This is a genomic window from Aeromonas sp. s13 (assembly GCF_040907905.1).
In the GTDB taxonomy this organism is placed as follows: domain Bacteria; phylum Pseudomonadota; class Gammaproteobacteria; order Enterobacterales; family Aeromonadaceae; genus Aeromonas; species Aeromonas veronii.
The window spans coordinates 61,191-77,935 of sequence record NZ_JBFOCS010000025.1 but is presented as its reverse complement, the minus strand read 5'-3'; the positions used below and the strand labels follow the sequence as shown (position 1 = coordinate 77,935).

Annotated in this window: 17 protein-coding genes and 1 tRNA gene; 5 read left to right on the top strand and 13 right to left on the bottom strand. The window is 61.2% G+C overall.

All coding sequences use genetic code 11. From position 1 onward, the window contains the following. Window positions 1-9 precede the first annotated feature (9 nt). Both AB5Y82_RS02990 and AB5Y82_RS02985 read right to left on the bottom strand, forming a co-directional pair. Window positions 10-85 (bottom strand) — tRNA-Thr (locus AB5Y82_RS02990). A gap of 89 nt (window positions 86-174) precedes the next feature. Further along, window positions 175-915 (bottom strand): phosphatase, encoded by a 741-nt coding sequence (locus AB5Y82_RS02985; protein WP_111900856.1) that lies wholly within the window; start codon window positions 913-915, stop codon window positions 175-177. Window positions 916-1,383: 468 nt separating this feature from the next. Between AB5Y82_RS02985 and AB5Y82_RS02980 the strand changes: the two genes are divergently transcribed. The 5 genes from AB5Y82_RS02980 to ruvC all read left to right on the top strand — a co-directional run bounded on the left by AB5Y82_RS02980 (window position 1,384) and on the right by ruvC (window position 9,357). Then, a complete protein-coding gene (locus AB5Y82_RS02980; RefSeq protein WP_100653314.1) occupies window positions 1,384-2,037 on the top strand; it encodes a TetR/AcrR family transcriptional regulator in 654 nt (217 codons plus the stop codon). A 48-nt stretch (window positions 2,038-2,085) separates the two neighbouring features. Then, window positions 2,086-4,425 carry an acyl-CoA dehydrogenase gene (locus AB5Y82_RS02975; protein WP_139460384.1) on the top strand — a complete coding sequence of 780 codons (2,340 nt, stop codon included), beginning with the start codon at window positions 2,086-2,088 and terminating at the stop codon, window positions 4,423-4,425. Window positions 4,426-4,592: 167 nt separating this feature from the next. Next, complete coding sequence (locus AB5Y82_RS02970; RefSeq protein WP_111900808.1) at window positions 4,593-7,655, top strand: efflux RND transporter permease subunit; 3,063 nt, start codon at window positions 4,593-4,595, stop codon at window positions 7,653-7,655. A gap of 15 nt (window positions 7,656-7,670) precedes the next feature. After that, window positions 7,671-8,720 carry an efflux RND transporter periplasmic adaptor subunit gene (locus tag AB5Y82_RS02965; protein ID WP_111900809.1) on the top strand — a complete coding sequence of 350 codons (1,050 nt, stop codon included), beginning with the start codon at window positions 7,671-7,673 and terminating at the stop codon, window positions 8,718-8,720. Window positions 8,721-8,835: 115 nt separating this feature from the next. Continuing rightward, window positions 8,836-9,357 carry a crossover junction endodeoxyribonuclease RuvC gene (gene ruvC, locus AB5Y82_RS02960; protein ID WP_005334512.1) on the top strand — a complete coding sequence of 174 codons (522 nt, stop codon included), beginning with the start codon at window positions 8,836-8,838 and terminating at the stop codon, window positions 9,355-9,357. 148 nt (window positions 9,358-9,505) lie between these two features. On the opposite strand, the gene ascL is transcribed toward ruvC, so the two are convergent. From ascL to ascB, 11 genes are read right to left on the bottom strand one after another with little or no spacing between them, the layout of a single operon-like run. Further along, entirely contained in the window at window positions 9,506-10,171 is a 666-nt protein-coding gene (ascL, locus tag AB5Y82_RS02955) for a SctL family type III secretion system stator protein AscL (RefSeq protein WP_368173631.1), read from the bottom strand. Beyond that, window positions 10,150-10,776, bottom strand: a complete 627-nt coding sequence (locus AB5Y82_RS02950; RefSeq protein WP_111900811.1) for a SctK family type III secretion system sorting platform protein — start codon at window positions 10,774-10,776, stop codon at window positions 10,150-10,152. The genes ascL and AB5Y82_RS02950 overlap by 22 nt, the downstream gene beginning before the upstream one ends. After that, a complete protein-coding gene (gene ascJ / locus AB5Y82_RS02945; RefSeq protein ID WP_179831119.1) occupies window positions 10,773-11,513 on the bottom strand; it encodes a SctJ family type III secretion inner membrane ring lipoprotein AscJ in 741 nt (246 codons plus the stop codon). The genes AB5Y82_RS02950 and ascJ overlap by 4 nt, the downstream gene beginning before the upstream one ends. Window positions 11,514-11,519: 6 nt before the next feature. Then, a complete protein-coding gene (ascI, locus tag AB5Y82_RS02940; protein WP_005320806.1) occupies window positions 11,520-11,858 on the bottom strand; it encodes a SctI family type III secretion system inner rod subunit AscI in 339 nt (112 codons plus the stop codon). After that, window positions 11,858-12,412 (bottom strand): YopR family T3SS polymerization control protein AscH, encoded by a 555-nt coding sequence (gene ascH, locus AB5Y82_RS02935; protein ID WP_111900812.1) that lies wholly within the window; start codon window positions 12,410-12,412, stop codon window positions 11,858-11,860. The genes ascI and ascH overlap by 1 nt, the downstream gene beginning before the upstream one ends. Beyond that, window positions 12,409-12,762: a YscG family type III secretion system chaperone gene (locus AB5Y82_RS02930; protein WP_111900813.1), complete on the bottom strand. Its 354-nt coding sequence runs from the start codon at window positions 12,760-12,762 to the stop codon at window positions 12,409-12,411. Before AB5Y82_RS02930 ends, ascH begins: the two co-directional genes overlap by 4 nt. Further along, entirely contained in the window at window positions 12,762-13,025 is a 264-nt protein-coding gene (gene sctF / locus AB5Y82_RS02925) for a type III secretion system needle filament subunit SctF (protein WP_111900814.1), read from the bottom strand. The genes AB5Y82_RS02930 and sctF overlap by 1 nt, the downstream gene beginning before the upstream one ends. Beyond that, a complete protein-coding gene (locus tag AB5Y82_RS02920; RefSeq protein ID WP_368173630.1) occupies window positions 13,015-13,230 on the bottom strand; it encodes an EscE/YscE/SsaE family type III secretion system needle protein co-chaperone in 216 nt (71 codons plus the stop codon). Before AB5Y82_RS02920 ends, sctF begins: the two co-directional genes overlap by 11 nt. After that, the gene (gene ascD / locus AB5Y82_RS02915) at window positions 13,193-14,497 is read right to left on the bottom strand and encodes a SctD family type III secretion system inner membrane ring subunit AscD (protein WP_368173629.1); all 1,305 of its coding nucleotides are present in this window, start codon (window positions 14,495-14,497) and stop codon (window positions 13,193-13,195) included. Before ascD ends, AB5Y82_RS02920 begins: the two co-directional genes overlap by 38 nt. Continuing rightward, window positions 14,494-16,347 (bottom strand): SctC family type III secretion system outer membrane ring subunit AscC, encoded by a 1,854-nt coding sequence (ascC, locus tag AB5Y82_RS02910; RefSeq protein ID WP_368173628.1) that lies wholly within the window; start codon window positions 16,345-16,347, stop codon window positions 14,494-14,496. The genes ascD and ascC overlap by 4 nt, the downstream gene beginning before the upstream one ends. Further along, entirely contained in the window at window positions 16,320-16,745 is a 426-nt protein-coding gene (gene ascB, locus AB5Y82_RS02905; RefSeq protein ID WP_368173627.1) for a YscB family type III secretion system chaperone AscB, read from the bottom strand. Before ascB ends, ascC begins: the two co-directional genes overlap by 28 nt.

Sequence of the window (16,745 nt, the reverse complement as noted above, 5' to 3'; positions counted from 1 at the left end):
TGTTTTATATGGTGCCGATAAGGGGAATCGAACTCCTGACCTTCGCATTACGAATGCGCTGCTCTACCAACTGAGCTATACCGGCTTGTTGCTCTCCACATTCATAAAAAATGACCGGCAAGTCAATTGAACCAGCTCGATTTTATGAGTTGGCTCATGGTGTTAGAGCCCGATTTACAGATCGACAAACTCGGGGATATGGGCACGGCCGCGGCTCTCGAGGAAATCGAGCAGGGCGCGGGGGGAGCGCACCAGGATCCGCTCTTGCGGGAAGCCCGCTTCGGTCACCAGACGGTGGCAATGGTCAAAATCGCCAAGGGTAAATGCCACGTGGGAATCAGAGCCGAAGGTGAGATAGGCCCCCAGATCTCGCGCGGCTTCGACTATGGCACGGCAGTTGCCTTCGCTCCCCGGGCGGGAATGAATGAAGGAGGAGTTGTTGATCTCCAGCGCCACCCGATAGTCGGCCGCCGCCTTGACCACAGCCTGAATATCGATGGGAAATGAGGGGTTGCCCGGGTGGCTGATCATATCGACCCGGCCGCTCTTGATGGCGTTGATCATCGCCTGGGTGTGAGTGGCCTGATCGCAGGGAGGGAATACCTGCTCATGAAAGCCCGCCATGATCATGTCGAGGCGCGACTCGTAACGCTCGGGAAAATCGATCTCCCCGTCGAGGTTTTTGATGTTGGCCTCGATACCCCGCAGGATCCCTACCCCATCCACCACTCTTGGCAATATCGGCAAGTTGGCAAAATGCCAGACATGAGGGGCATCGGCCATCTCGGGGCCGTGATCCGTGGTGGCAAACAGCTTGATCCCCTTGGCCCTGGCTATCGGCAGATAGTCGTGGATGGTGCTGTAGGCATGGGTGCTGGCAATGGTGTGAGTGTGGGTATCGACCGGGTACTTCATCTTCTCTCCCCTCATATTTTGAAAGGGCAGCATAGCAAAGAGCCGCAGCTTGGGCCACGCCAGTGCTTGCCACACTTTGTCACAAAATACCGCGAAGCTGACATAGTCTGAGGGGCTCTGGCTGGCATACTGCCCCCGTCGATACATGCCTGAACTCGCATCGACAGTTTGCCGTCAGGATGACGCGAACTCACTTTCCCCACCGTCGCGCCCTGCGGCGGTTTTTTTTGCCTGCAAGCCGCAAACCGGTAACAGACGCGCAAAAAAAGGCCCAACTAGCATGGTGCAGGTTGGGCGAGACTTAATGTTTAATTGCAGTGGCATAGATATAGAGTCCTGCTTTTTGACTAAGTTCCGCCCACTTTGCTTTTTTCATCGAAAAACATTCCACTAACACTCATTCACATTCTCTTGACACTTCACGTTATGAAACGTACTTTTTAAACATTCGTTTAAGTGAGGTGTCCAGTGAGTAAAATCGATACCAAAAACCGTATTCTCGACGCCGCTGAAGTGCTGTTTGCCGAGCGGGGATTCGCCGATACCTCTTTGCGTCTGATCACCAGCGAGGCCGACGTCAATTTGGCGTCGGTGAATTATCACTTCGGCTCCAAGAAGGAGCTGATCCAGGCGGTACTCGACCGCTATCTGAGCCTGTTTATGCCCGATCTCGATGCCCGCCTGCGGGTACTGATGGAGCAGGAGCAGCTGACCCTGCTGCAACTGTTTGAAAGCTTTGTAGAGCCACTGATGAAGCTCTCGGCGGTGCGGGCCAACGGCCCGGCCATCTTCATGCAGCTGCTTGGGCGCGGCTATATCGACAGCCAGGGCCACCTGCGCCGCTTTATCACCGCCCACTATGGCACCATTTTGCAGCGGATCACCCAGGCCATCTCCAAGGCCAATCCGGCCCTGTCGCCCGCGGATCTCTTCTGGCGCCTGCACTTCACTCTGGGCACCGTCGTATTCACCATGGCCTCTGCCGATGCGCTGCGCGACATCGCCCTGGCCGACTTTGGCCAGCAGCTCGATGTGGAAGGGCTGGTGCGCAACGTTATTCCTTATCTGGCGTCCGGAGTCGGGGCGCCCGTGGAGTCGACCAGGCTCTCCCTGGCCGTGTAACAACCAACAATAAATCAACGGAAACAGTGAAATAGAAGGAACTTCGGTATGATCACATTGCTTGTCCTGCTGGTGCTGGCGATAGCCGTTGTGCTCGGCGTACCCTCCATCCGTAAAAAGGTGGTAACCCGTCCGGTGTTCGGCATCTTCAAAAAGATACTGCCGCCCTTGTCAGCTACCGAGCGGGAGGCCATGGAAGCCGGCTCCGTCTGGTGGGATGGCGAGTTGTTTCGCGGCAACCCCGACTGGAAAAAACTGCACGGCTACGGCAAGGCCGAGCTGACCGCAGAGGAGCAGGCCTTTATCGACAACCAGGTCGAAACCCTGCTCGCCATGGTTGACGACTTCAAGATCGTCAATGAAACCAAAGACCTGCCGGAACCGGTGTGGGACTATCTGAAGAAGGAAGGCTTCTTCTCCCTGATCATCCCGAAATCCTACGGCGGCCGCGAATTCTCGGCGATTGCCAACTCCACCATCGTCACCCGCATTGCCACCAAGAGCCTGAGCGTGGCGGTCACCGTCATGGTGCCGAACTCCCTCGGCCCGGGCGAGCTGCTGATGCACTATGGCACCCAGGCCCAGAAAGATTTCTGGCTACCGGGGCTGGCTAATGGCAAAGAGGTGCCCTGCTTCGCCCTGACCGGGCCGGAGGCGGGCTCCGATGCAGGTGCCATTCCTGACAAGGGGATCGTCTGCAAAGGGATGCACAAGGGTGAAGAGGTGCTGGGTATTCGCCTCAACTGGAACAAGCGCTACATCACCCTGGCGCCGCGCGCTACCGTACTGGGGCTGGCGTTCAAACTCTATGACCCGGAAAAACTGCTGGGTGACAAGGAAGAACTCGGCATCACCTGCGCCCTCATCCCCACCAGCCACCCGGGCGTGCGTGTCGGCGATCGCCACTACCCCATGGGTCTGGCGTTCCTGAACGGCCCGACCTTCGGCAAGGATGTGTTCATTCCGCTCGACTGGATCATCGGCGGCCCGGATTACGCCGGTCGCGGCTGGCGCATGCTGGTCGAATGTCTCTCCGCCGGTCGCGGCATCTCACTGCCAGCCCTTGGCACCGCTTGCGGTCATATGGCGAGCCGCACCGTGGGTGCCTACTCCTACGTACGCAAGCAGTTCGGCATGTCCATCGGCAAATTTGAAGGTGTGCAGGAAGCGCTGGCCCGTATCGGCGGCCTCACCTATCAGCTGGAAGGGGCCCGTCGCATGACTGCAGGTTCGCTGGACTTGGGTCAGGCACCGGCCATCGTCACCGCGATTTCCAAGTACCACATGACCGAGATGGCGCGCCAGATCATGGATGACTCCATGGATATCCACGCCGGTCGTGCCATCCAGCTGGGCCCGAAAAACTACACCGGCTACGCCTACATGGGCATTCCGGTCGCCATCACGGTGGAAGGGGCCAACATCCTGACCCGTAACCTGATGATCTTCGGGCAGGGTGCCACCCGCTGCCACCCGTACGTGTTTGCCGAGCTGGAAGCGGCGGCTGATACCGACGTGGAGCGCGGTCTCGAGAAGTTTGACGCCCTGCTGATGAAACACATCGCCTTCGGCGCCGGCAACTTCTTCGGTTCCCTGTTCCAGGGGCTGACCCTGGGCCAGTTCAACAGCGCGCCGGTGGCCGGTGAAACCGCCCGCTACTACAAGCAGCTCTCCCGCATGAGTAAAGGGCTGGCGCTGTGCGCCGACGTCTCCATGCTGATGCTGGGTGGCGATCTCAAGCGCAAGGAGATGATCTCCGCCCGTCTGGGTGACGTGCTGAGCCACCTCTACCTGGCCTCCGCAACCCTCAAGCACTACGAGGATCAGGGCCGCATGGTCTCCGATCTGCCGTTCGTGCAGTACGCGGTGGAGCGCAACCTCTACCTGATTGGCAAGGCGTTCGAGGGCTTCTTCCAGAACTTCCCGAACAAGGTGGTGGGTGCCGTACTCAAGCGTGTGGTATTCCCGTTCGGCGTCGGTTACAAGATGCCGGCAGACGATCGCTGCCACGCCATCTGTCTGGCCATGATGAAGCCGGGCGAATTCCGCGACCGTCTGACCGCTCTCTGCTATGTAGGCAAAGACGAGTCGGATCCGGTCGGCCTGATGGAGCGTGCCTTCCAGGCCATGGTTGCAGTGCAGCCCTACGAGAAGAAGCTGGTGCAGGCCCAGAAAGAGGGAAAACTGCCCCGCAAACTGGCGCTGCCGGAGCTGGTTGCCGCCGCACTGGCCGGTTCCATCCTGAGCAAGGACGAAGCGGACAAACTGCTGGCCGCCGATGCCCTGCGCTACGAAGCGATCCAGGTAGACAACTTCGCCCCGGGCGAGCTGGAAGGCTTCTCCCAGCAAGCAAACAAGCAGCCAAACAAGGTCGAGCATGCCGCCTGATCCCCAGGCAAACCTCTACCAAACCGGCCCTCGTGGCCGGTTTTTTTGTTTGTTAACCATGCATTTACAAGCCGGGAGAATTCCAGTTAAATGCTTGAGTCCCTGTTGCAGGGGCTTTGGAAGCAAGGCCAGCGGAATGGCCGATAACAACAACTCAGGAAGAGTGAATGAACCTCGCCAAAACGGCGATCGAACGCCCCATCTGGGTGGCGGTCTCGATCGTGCTGATTTTCCTGCTGGGCCTGCTCAGCATCCGGGGACTGCCGATCCAGCTGTTCCCCGACATCGACCGTCCACACCTCAACATCTCGGTGAGCTGGCGTTCAGCCTCGCCCCAGGAGATGGAGTCGGAGATCACCGACCCCATCGAGCAGGAGATGCAGGGGGTTCAGGGGCTCAAGAGCCTTGTCAGCAACAGCTATCCCGGCTTTACCGAAATCGACATGGAGTTTGCCCTCGGCACCGACATGCAGCGGGCCCAGCTCGATGTGATTTCGCGACTGAACCGAGTCTCGGGATTGCCGGACAAGATTGGCGGCCCCTACGTCAACAACTACAGCAGCAACGATACCCTTACCTTCTTCTTCATCCAGCAGCTGCCCGGCGCCAAGGGGGTGATCGATGATCATCAGGCGCTGATCGAGGCGCGGGTCAAACCCGAGCTGGAGCGCATTGAAGGGGTCTCGACGGTCGCAGTCGAGGGGATCAACGAGCGCCAGATCCAGATCCGCTTCGACCCCTACCGAGCCGCCGAGCTGGGAGTTGAGATCCCGGTGTTGGCCAGCCGCGCCACCACCGGCTGGGATGTGTCGGCCGGTACCCTCGACATCGGTCGCTGGGAGTACAAGCTGCGCTTCGCCGGTCGTTACGATGTCGAGACGCTGGGGGACAAGGTGGTGGACTGGCGCAATGGCCTGCCCATCTATCTGCGGGATGTGGCGGAAGTAAGGGTGGCCAGGGAAGAGAACCCGGTGCTGCGGATCCAGAACGGCAATACCGCCATCGCTGCCCAGATCTTCAAAGAGAGCGGTGCCAATGCCCTGGCATCCCTTGAGGCGATCAAGGCTCGGGTGAACGAGCTCAACCGCGAGGTGCTGGAGCCGGTCGGGCTGCACATGGAGCAGTCGTTCGATGCCTCCCTCTACATCAATCGCGCCGTCAGCATGGTCACCGCCAACCTGGGGCTCGGGGTGCTGCTCTCCTGTGCCATCCTCTGGCTCTTTCTGCGCCAACTCAAGGCGACCCTGATGATTGCCCTCGCCATCCCCATCAGCATCATGCTCACCTTCTGCCTGCTCAAGGTGATGGATCGCACCCTCAATATCATCTCGCTGGCGGGCATCGCCTTTGCCGTCGGCATGGTGCTCGACGCCGCCATCGTGGTGCTGGAAAGCATCTACCGGCGCCACGAGCGGGGGGATTTGAGCAAGGCGGAGGCGGCGCTCGAAGGCACCCGTCAGGTGTGGACGGCGCTGGTCGCCTCCACCCTCACCACGGTTGCTATCTTCCTGCCGGTGCTGCTGCTCAACGATGTGGAGGGTCAGCTGTTTGCCGATCTGGCGCTGACCATCGCCTGCGCCGTGACGGTCTCCATGCTGGTCGCCGTCATCGTGCTGCCAGCGGTGGCGGCGCGCTGGATGGGGCGTGAAATGCTGACAGACCCCTATGAGTCGCTGTGGCAGCGCACTACCCGTCACGTGATCCGCTGGACCTCGACCTCACGCCAGCGCTGGACGGTCATCACCCTGATGATGAGTCTGCCGGCACTGGCCACCTGGGCGCTGCTGCCCAAGATGGACTATCTGCCGGACGTGAAACGGGACGCGGTGGATGTCTGGATGAACTTCACCCCCGGGGTCAACCTCAAGGCCCAGCGCGAAGAGGTGATCGATACCCTGATCGCCCGCCTCGCCCCCTACATGAAGGGGGAGAAAGAGCCTGCCCTCAAGAACTACTACATCTTGCGCTACCCGGGGGGCGCCCAGATTGGCGTGCGCCCCAAAGACGAAAACCGCATCAAGGAGCTGGAGAGCCTGTTGATGAAACAGCTGCTGGTGGGTATTCCCGACACCCGGGTGTTCGGCGGTCAGGGGTCGCTGTTTGGCGGCTTTGACAGCGAGAACGGCGTCTCCCTGCTGCTGCAGGGGGGTAACCTGCCCGAGCTCTACCAGGCAGCCCGTGCCAGCATGGGGATCCTCAGCAAGGACTTGCCGGGAGCACAAATCAGGCCCGAGCCGAGTCTCGACTTCACCGCCCCCGAGCTCAAACTGGTGCCGCAAGATCGGCGTCTCGCCGAAGTGGGTTGGGATCGCACGCCCCTGCCCACCATCATCCAGACCTTTGGTGACGGCTTGCGGGTCGGCGAGTATTTCGACGGCGAGGATCGGCTCGACATCATGCTGATGGGGCAGAGCTCCGCCAATCCGGACGAACTGAAGGCAGTGCCGCTGGCCACCCCCTCCGGGCGCATCGTTCCCCTTGGCGAGCTGCTGAGGGTGGAGCATGACATGGGCCCGGCCAGCATCTTCCGGGCCGATGGGCGGCGCAGCATCAGCCTGCAGATAGCGCCCCCGGCAGGCATGACCATGGAGCAGGTGCTCGACACCCTGAAAAACCGCAGTTTTGCCGCCATCCGCCCCCTGCTGCCCGCTGGTGGCGAGCTACGCATTGCCGGCAACGCCGACAGCCTGCAACAGGCGCTCGACAATCTGGGGACCATCTTCCTGTTCGCCGTGGTGATCCTGCTGGTGCTGCTGTGGGGGGTGTTTGCCTCCCTCAAGGATGCCCTGCTGGTGCTGCTCACCCTGCCCCTTGCCTCGGTTGGCGGCGTGCTGGCGCTGCAACTGAGCGGGCTGCTGGTGCCGCTGCCGATGGACCTGCTCACCATCATCGGCTTTGTCATCCTGCTGGGACTGGTGGTCAACAACGCCATCCTGCTGGTGCATCAGACCCGCACCGCTGAGCGGGACGGCATGAGCCGTCAGCTGGCAGTGGCCGATGCCCTGCAAAGCCGGATGCGCCCCATCGCCATGACCAGTCTCACCAGCATCTTCGGCATGCTGCCGCTGATGCTGAGCCCGAGCGAAGGGAGTGAAATTTACCGCGGACTCGCCACCGTCATTGTCGGCGGCATGAGCTGCAGCACCCTGTTTACCCTGATCCTGTTGCCTGCCTTCCTGCGTCTCGGGGAGCAGGTGGCGATCCCACAACCCCTGCGCCAGCGGGCCTGAGCAAGGAGCTCATCGATGACACATATGATTACCCGAATGTTGGCTGGCGCTGTGCTGATTGCAGGCAGCGTGCTACCGGTATTGGCCGATCAGGGCAAGATGGTGACCCTGGCGGATGTGACCCAAGGGGATGCGGCCGCCAATATCTGGGTCAGCGGCACGGTGGCGAGTCGCCAGCAAGCTGCGCTCAGCGCCGAAGTGAGCGGCCGGGTGGAGTGGATCGCCGAATTTGGCAGCCGGGTCAAAAAAGGGGATGAGCTGCTGCGCCTCGACAGCGCGGCACTGCGCCTCTCGCTGGAGCAGGCTCGCGCCGAGCAGGCGAAATGGCAGAGCAACCTGCGCTTCGCTCGCGCCGAATCCCAGCGGATCACCCGGCTGCATCAGCAAAAGAGCGCCTCCCAGAGCCAGTACGACAAGGCCAGTTACGATGTGGAGCAGGCCGCGCTGGCCGAGCGACTGGCCGCCATACAGGTGAACCAGATTGAGGAACAGCTGCGCCGCAGCCACATCTATGCCCCGTTCGACGGCGTGGTGAACAACCACTTCATCCAGCCCGGCGAGCATGTGGACGCGGGCGAGCAGGCGCTGGAGCTGGTCAACCCGGATCAGCCGGATATCCGCCTACAGGCCCCCATACTCTGGGCCCAGCAGCTGGCACCGCAAACCCGGCTGCGGGTGGAGGGGGAGCAGCTGAGCGGTCACGGCGTCTATTACCAGCGAGCCGCCAGCGCCGATCCCAAGTCGCGGCTGATCGAGCTGCGCCTCAAACCGGAAGCGGGCACCTTTATCATCGGCTCGCCGGTGCGGGTTGCCCTGCCACTGGGGGATCAGCAGAGCATGCTGCTGCCCCGGGACGCTCTGGTGCTCGGCACCGATGGCAGCGTGGTCTATCAGGTGGCGCGAAGCGGCAAGGCGCTCAAGGTGAATCGGGTGCCGGTCACCGTGCTGTTTGGCGACAGCCAGCAGGTAGCAGTGAGCGGCGCCCTCAAGCAGGGGGATCGGGTGGTGGTGCGTGGCGCGGGCAGCCTGCAGGATGGCGACACCATAGAATTGTTCAAGGGGTAGCCACGCCCGACGCAGGCTGGCCAATCTTTGCCCGCTTGACCCGGGACATACAGCCAAACGGGCCACAGTTTGCTATCTTGGCGGCCATCACTCGCGTTTAGAGCAATCAACACCCATGAGCATTATTTTGGGCATCGATCCGGGTTCGCGGATCACCGGATACGGGGTTATCCGGGTCGTGGGCGGCAAGGCCGAATACCTTGGCTCTGGCTGCATCCGCACCGATTGCGGCGAGCTGCCGGAGCGCCTCAAGCAGGTCTATGACGGGGTATGCGAGATCATCACCCAGTTCAAACCCACCGAGTTTGCCATCGAGCGGGTCTTTATGGCCCGCAACGCCGACTCGGCCCTGAAACTGGGGCAGGCCCGGGGCAGCGCCATCGTCGCCGCAGTCAACGCCTATCTGCCGGTGAGCGAATACTCTGCCACCCAGATCAAGCAGGCGGTGGTCGGCACTGGCGGCGCCGCCAAGGAGCAGGTGCAGCATATGGTGACCCATCTGCTGAAACTCTCCGCCACCCCGCAGGCGGATGCAGCAGATGCCCTCGGCGTCGCGCTCTGCCACCTGCACACCCGCCAGAGCCTGATCAAGATGGCAGGTCGCGCCAGCAGCTCGGTACGTGGCCGCTATCGCTGAGCTCTTATGTCGTCCACGACTCATCTCGGTATCGCTAAATAAAAAACCGCCCCGGATATCCGGGGCGGTTTTGTTTTACGCAGGTAACAACCGGCGGGACTTGTCAGAGAAATGTTCTCTCACGTAGCCGGCCATATATTCAGCCGCCTTATTCAACCGCGGTATTCGCCCCGGCGAGTCGGGCCTGCTGTTCACCACGCTTTTCCAGCGCCGAACTCATGGCGAGGGAGAGCGCCTCCAGCTGGCCATCGAGGCTGGCATCGATGATCCCCACCTCGGTCTCGAGAATGCAGCCCCCCTGATCGAGGCGGGCATCGGCGGAGATCTCGAGATAGCCAATTTCGGGGAAATCCTTGTGCACCCGGGCGATCTGGTCACGCACCGCCTGCACCTGCTCGGGATGAACCCGTATCGTCACCTGCTTCTGGTTGCTCACCAGCGAGAGCGCTTCGCGCACCACCTTGAGGGTGAGCGCCACCTGATCGTAATCGTGCAGGATCTTGCGCACCGCCTGCAGCACCACCTCGCTCATCTGCTGCTCCACGGTGCGATAGTACCCCTGGCACTGCAACTGGGTCTGGTGGATCAGCACCGCCTGTTCGCGCCGGGCCTCGTCAATCCCGGCTTGCCAGCCAAGGCTTTTCTGCTCTTCATAGACGGCGCGGGCCTCGGCCACAATATCAGCCGCCTGGGCCCGGGCGGCCTCTACCAGCTCCTGTGCACTCAGGTAGGAGAGGTAATCCTGGCTACGCAAAATACGCTGGCTTGGCGCCAGTTGCAGATGGTCACTCTTTATTTTAACAAATGGCAGCATTGGGGGGTTACCTGTTTGGCAATCTTGAGACAAAGCGCCCGGGCCAGTGGCAGCTGGTCAACCGCCAAAGGCCATGATGGCCCGGGTGGCGCTGGGGAAAGTCGCAGGGTGAGACGGCGAGCCCAGTCGGGGTAGCCTGCCCCGGCCGCCGCCAGCCAGAACTGCAAGCCCGCCTCTTCCAGCACCCCCTCATCGAGCTGAGCGGGCAGAGGCAGCTGCCAGCCAGCGGGCCAGGGGCCGATCAACAGGTCGAGCTGGGAAAGTACAGCTCTGTGCCCCTCCTCCCCCAGCAAGGCGATGATCTGGCGCAGCATCGGTGCCAGCAGACAGCGACGGATCGCCTCGCCGTGCAGCACGGCCCCCAAACGGCGCAACAACAGCACCAACTCACTTTGGGGAAAGAGCGCCAATCCACCCAGAGGCACTGGCATCTCATAACCAATCCCCAGCGCCAGCGCCTCGAGCAGAGCGCCGTTACTGGCTGGCAGTGTTCGCCACTCGGGCAGGAGTTTGGGCACCTGCGCCCAGGATGAGGGCAGGTGCGCCTCATGGAGGTAACTGGCCGGGCAAAAGCGCAGCTGATAGGGGGTCAAACCGACCGTCATCCGCGACTCCGGCTCCGGTGCCACATGTATTGCGCCAGGTTGCTGGTCACCACCAGCGCCAGCAACAGGGCAATCAGGCCGCCCAGCCGCCACTTTGAACCTTCGCTCACTTCAATGGAGAAGAGCGAGGTATTGCGCGGCATCAGCGGGCTCTGGCGCACATCCGCCGAGGGCACCAGCACCACGCTGATCCGGTCGTAGGCGAGCCCCTCGATACTGTTGTTGACTAACTGCTTGATCTGCGGAATGTAGGTATCGAGCTGGATATCCGCCGCATGCTTGATAAAGACCGAGGCCGAGGCGGGAGAGGGTTTCTTGCTGATCCCTTCATTGCCTTCCGGCAGCACCACATGGACACGAGCCACCAGCACGCCGTCTATTTCCGACAGAGTGTTGGAGATCTCCTGCGCCTTGGCATAGGTGAGGCGAGCCCGCTCCTCGGTGGGCGAGGAGATGAGGCCATCCTTGGGAAACACATCCTGCAGAGTGGAGAAGCTCTCTTTTGGATAGCCCTTGCGTTTGAGGGTCTCGATGGCCTGCGCCACGTCGGACTCCTCCACCAGCAGCTTGATGCGGCCATCCTTGTCCGGCTGCTTGTCCGAGGCGATCCCCTCGGTTTGCAGCAACGCCAGCATCTCGTTGCCCTCTTTCTGAGTGACCCCGGTATAGAGCTCCACTTTGCAGCCACTGAGCAGCAACGAGGCGCCAAGCACCCCCATCAGCATCGATCTCTTCACACTACCTCACTGGGTCTTCAACAGGGTTTCTACGTTCTGGCTCATCTTGCCCACTGTCTTGGCAATCAGCTCCTCCTGCATGGTGATCCGCATCAGCGACCACTGCATCTGCATCAGGCTGTTGGGATCATCCCCCGGGGTGGCCAGCTCGGCTTGCAGGCTCTGCTTGGCCTCGACAAACTGCTGCTTCAACTCCCCCAGCTCCCCGAGCAGAGAGCTCCCCATCCCCTGGGATGTGCTCCCCATCGCCTGTTCAAAACTGGCGACATGGGGCGAGGAGAGATCCACCGCTTTCAACTCATCCAGGCTGGTTACCACCGCCTGGGCAGACTGTGCAATTTCCATCACGCCTCCAGATCAAGTTTGTGCGAATTGCGCATCAGATTGTCTACCATGCCGTTGAGCGGGATCAGGGTCATCAGCTCGCGCCGGGCCAGTGCATCGAGAAATTGATGCCCCGCAGGCACGGCGCCCTGCCCGTCCCTGAGCTCGCTCAACAAGTTCAGCAACACCTTCTCCCGCCGCGACGCAAGGGGGTCAAACTCCCGCATGGTGGCTCGCAGCTCCGGCAGATCGATGGCATCCACCACCGGCGACTGGCGCTCGCCAAAACGCGCGATCAGCTTGTCGGTAACAGGGGCAAACAGTTGCTTGCCAATCTCCGGCGCCTGTTTGTCACCCTGTTGGTAGATCTGCCAGAGCAGTTCACGCTTGGCGGCTGGTGTTACACCGGCAAGCAACCCCTCAAGGGGGGCCCCCTGTTGCCAACGTTCGAACAGATCCGACTCGGGGGCTTTGGCCTGCAGTCGTTCAAACTGGCGTTGGGCCATGGATTCGGGCGGGGGGGGCTGACGCTGCGGCTGCACTCCCCCCAGCTGATCGCTACCTTCAATTTTCATGATGTCATCTGCTCGCGCAGGCCAGCGGCAAACTGTTGCAAGGTTGGCTGACCGCTCTGTTCCAGTCGCAGCAACCGTGCAGCCAGCGCATCCTGCTGACCAAGCCGCCACTCGCACAGGGCCAGCCAGGGTTCGATATCCGGAGTGCAGTGCTCGCCACCAAGCTGCAAAGCAGCCTGGTAATCCCCCCTGTTCATCAGGGAGGAGAGGCGAATGAGCGTTACACACTCGGTCATCTCCGGCGCACCAGCCAGCCAGTCGGCGATGGTGGCCGCCTCCTGGTGACAATGGTGGCCGCTACCAGCCAGCGCAAGTTCGGCCAGTTGTCGCTTGAGTTCAGGGTTCATCATCAAATCTTCTGCAAAATACCCTGCATCAGGTCTTTCATGGCCCGAGTCACGGTGGAGTTGATGTTGTAGATCACCGACCATTTGTTGATCTTGTGCTGCAGATCGGCCAGCAACGCCGGGTTGTCCGGGGCATTCTTCATGTCCTCGATGGCCTTGTTGACGGCTTGGTTGCTCTCATTCGCCTGATCTTTCAGCGCCTTGGCAACACTATCTAGGGTATTGTTACTAGATCCCCCGTCGGTAAAAAATCGCTCAATTGCCATGGTTGTGCTCCTTTAACTTGCCAATAATCGTGAGCCCCGCCTCAATGGCGTCGGCCTGTTGTTGCCACTCCCGATACTGTTGCGGGGTTCCCCCGCGCAGCAGTTGCCGCTTCACGTCTCCCTGCGCCTGAACAAGCTGCTCATGCAGCTCACGGGCAAAGGCGGGATCAGCGCCGGACAGTCGCGCTTCCAAATTGGTCATCATGCCGCTCGGCTCCTTTTAATTTGACGATGTATTGCTGCTTGCCCTTGCTCACCACCACCGCATCGGGGCGAATAGCCAGCACCCGCACGCCGCTGGAGGTTGCGCCCCCGACCGGATAGCGCTGGTTGTCCGCCAGTACCACATAAGGCACCCGGCCAAACGAGACGCTGCGCACATCGAACTCCAGCTCATCCTGACGCGGCGTTCTGGTCTGATTGATCAGCTCCAGCGTCGGGTGTGTACCGAACTCCCGGCGAAACTGCTGGTTGACCTGCTGAAACTGGCCAAGTTGACGCTCATCCAGCTGGCCGGAGAGTTCGAGTCGCCCACCCGCCTCGCGCACCCGCAATGCACTGGCCAGCCCCTGCTCCTGCAGCAAGGCATCGAGACGCTTGCGATAAGCCCCGGCAATCTGTACCTGATTTTCAACCCCCAGCAGGCCGGGTACCTCCTGCTTGAGCAGAGATTCAATAGTGCTCCATTTGCCATCCTGCCCCTGAATTTCACCGCTGAGCTTGAGCCAGCCGGGCTCCTTGCCATTGCGGATCTGCAGCTGTTCATAACCCAGCTTCTGCAAGATAAAGCCGGCCCCCTGCCGCAGATCTTCCATGGTGCGCAGCTCCAGCCGGTAGTTGAAACCCTTGCTGTCGAGGTACTGCTGCAAGGCAAGACGCGCGCTGTTCTCATCGACATAACCCGAGAGTTGCCACAGCTCGGGGTCACTGCTGTTCAGCACCACCTGACGGTAGTTTGGTGCGGCCAGAAAGCGCTTCAATGCCTGCTCACTGCGGGCGGATTCGTTCTCGTCGGCGCCATGCCACCAGCCCGTGCCGAGCAGCAAGACCACGGCGACCACCAGACTCAGGCAGAGGACCCCCATCCAGACATCGGCGCCCGCTGCCCGCCGCCGCGGCGCACGAGAAGGAGCAACCACCGCCGCCAATGCCTCAAGCTGTTCGGGTAGCGAACGACTGTTGTCACAGAAGCTCCAGAGCAGCGGGCCTGCCTCCAGGCGCGTCCCCGCCCTGAGCGTCTCTCCCGCGGTCAGGGCGACACCGTCCTGAGTCGGGGTAATACCGTCCGCCCAGGCTTGCAGGGTGATCCCTTCACCAGTCACCAGCAGTACCAGATGCTCGGGGGCCATCCCCTCATCCACCAGCACCAGATCAGCCTTGAGGGGATCGGAACCGATGACCAGACGCCCCTCCGGCAGAGGAACTTCTACCCCGCGGTTGAGCCCGCGATATACGCGGCACTTCCAGCTCATCGGGTCGTGCCCTCATTGCCCGCCTGCACACACCAGCTGGCGGCCGATGTACATTTTTGATCCTTGTTCATTTCGACCAGACGCCACCCTAGCTCATTGCCCATCCGGCACTGAGTGAGAGACGAGCTCTTGCCCCCCTGACGCAGTAGCTGCTGCACGTCACGGGCTGCAGCCAGCGGCTGGCATTGCGCGCCCCCCAGCACCTTGCCAAGGGAGAGACTCTGATTGGAGATCTCATCAGCCCCGAGCACCCCGGCTCGCAGATCCTGACCATTGCCGAGAGCCAGATAGTGGGCAATACCGTCATCAATCAGACGAGGTTCGATGATAAAGAGCCGCACCGAACGACGAGTCTGGGTGTCCTTGCTACGGAACAGCGCCCCCAGATAAGGGATGTCACCAAGGAAGGGCACCTTGCTCAGGTTCTCGCTCATCTCGTCGCGGTAGATACCGCCTATCAGCAGACTCTGGCCGTGGCCGACCCGGGCGATGGTATCGACCACGGTGCGACTGATGGTCGGAATGCCATCGGCCCCCGCACTGTTGGGTTTCTGGTTGCCATCCTCGATGTGGAGGCTCAGGCTGATCTCGGGTCTGTCACCCATCTGGATCACCCGGGGCGTCATTCGCAGCATGGTGCCATAGGTGATCCCCTGCAGCTCGGCCACCCGCTCGCCGCTGATCTTCACGTAATAAGTCTCGCTGTGGTCGATCACCGCCTGGGTGTTCTCCTGGGTCAGCAAGGTCGGGCGGGAGACCACTTGGGCATTGCCTTCGTTTTCCAGCAAATTGACCCTCGCCAGCAGATAGTCAAGTCCTTTCGAATCCACCAGACTGCCGAGCGCGGCCCCCCCTTCAATTCCTTTGCGATCGCCGGTGGTCTTGATAATTACCTGCTGGTTGGAACCGGTGCGGATCCCCACTCGCCAATCAACCCCCAGCTGGGAGAGATCCTCGGCATTGATGTCAATAATGGAGAGCGCCACCTCAATGCGGGCCGCCGGTTTGTCGAGCGCGGCGATCAGCTTGCCGTACATCGCCATCCGCTCCGGAGCATCGCGCACGATCACCGCATTGAGGGAAGGATCAGCCTGCACGATGGCCTGACCGGAGGTGGCCGTCGCTGCCTTGCTACCCTCGCCATTGACCATCTGCACGCCAGCATCGCTCAGCAGCTTGGCCAGAATAGTCGCCACACCGGGCGCCGCCACATCGGTATCGCGGTACTGGATGGATCGGTCAGTCGCCGAGGCGTACTTGAGGGGGAAGATCTCGATGGCCAGCGGCCCGGTCTTCTCGCTGCGCAGCTGGGACTGTTGCTCCAGTGCCAGCGCGGTCTGCTCGATCAGTTCAAGGTAACGGGGCGGGCCGGAGACATAGACCAGCCGGTTATCCGCATCGGGGCGCCAGCCAAAGCGGGGCTCCCAGATCCCGGCTCGTTGCAGTGCCTGTTTGAGTTCTGCTGCGCCAGTCTGCTCCAGATTGATGAGACGGGACTGCACTTCGCTGTTCTTGAAGACGTAGAGCACATTGCCGTCGTAGTACCAGACCAGGTTGTAGAGGGAGGAGAGCTGCTGCAAAAAGGCGAGCGGCTCGTCATGCTCGAACTGACCGTTGACCTGATCGTTGACCTTGTCGCTGACCACCACCGAGACCTCGTAGTTGGCACCGAAGTTGACCAGCACGTCGCGCAGACTCTCCCCTTCCGCCACATAGCTGTAAGGCATGGGCACCCAGTCCAGCTCCTGTGCCATGGCGGGACGCTGCCACGCCATCACGGCGAGGCAGATCCACAACAGGGGACGCAGCAGGGGTTGCACACTCAAGGGTGCCATATCATCTGTCTCCATTGGGGGGCCAAGGCGGCCTCGGTCAATTGGGGTTCCAAGCGCTCCAGCAGGGCGATGTGCTGGCTCAGGCGCTCCGCCAGCAGCGCCTCGTCGAGCCACTCCAGCGCGAGCCGCGCCTCCAGCTGCAAATTGCCAAGATCGTCCAGCACCAGAGCATGGGGGGCATGACGGCCCCAGGCCACCACCTGTTGCAATAGACGCTTTAGCAGCGCCGGATCATGGGCCTCAGCGTCATTCCTCTGGCTGCTTGCAAGCGGGGTTCTCAGCAGCAATTCACCGTTTCTGGGGGTCAGAAAAAGGGGATAACCATCGATCCGCAGATGGTACTTTCCCTGTGCGTCGGCAATAAAAGGCCCTTGGCCAAGGTTTGCGGCCAATCGATTCAGTAGCGTTTGCAT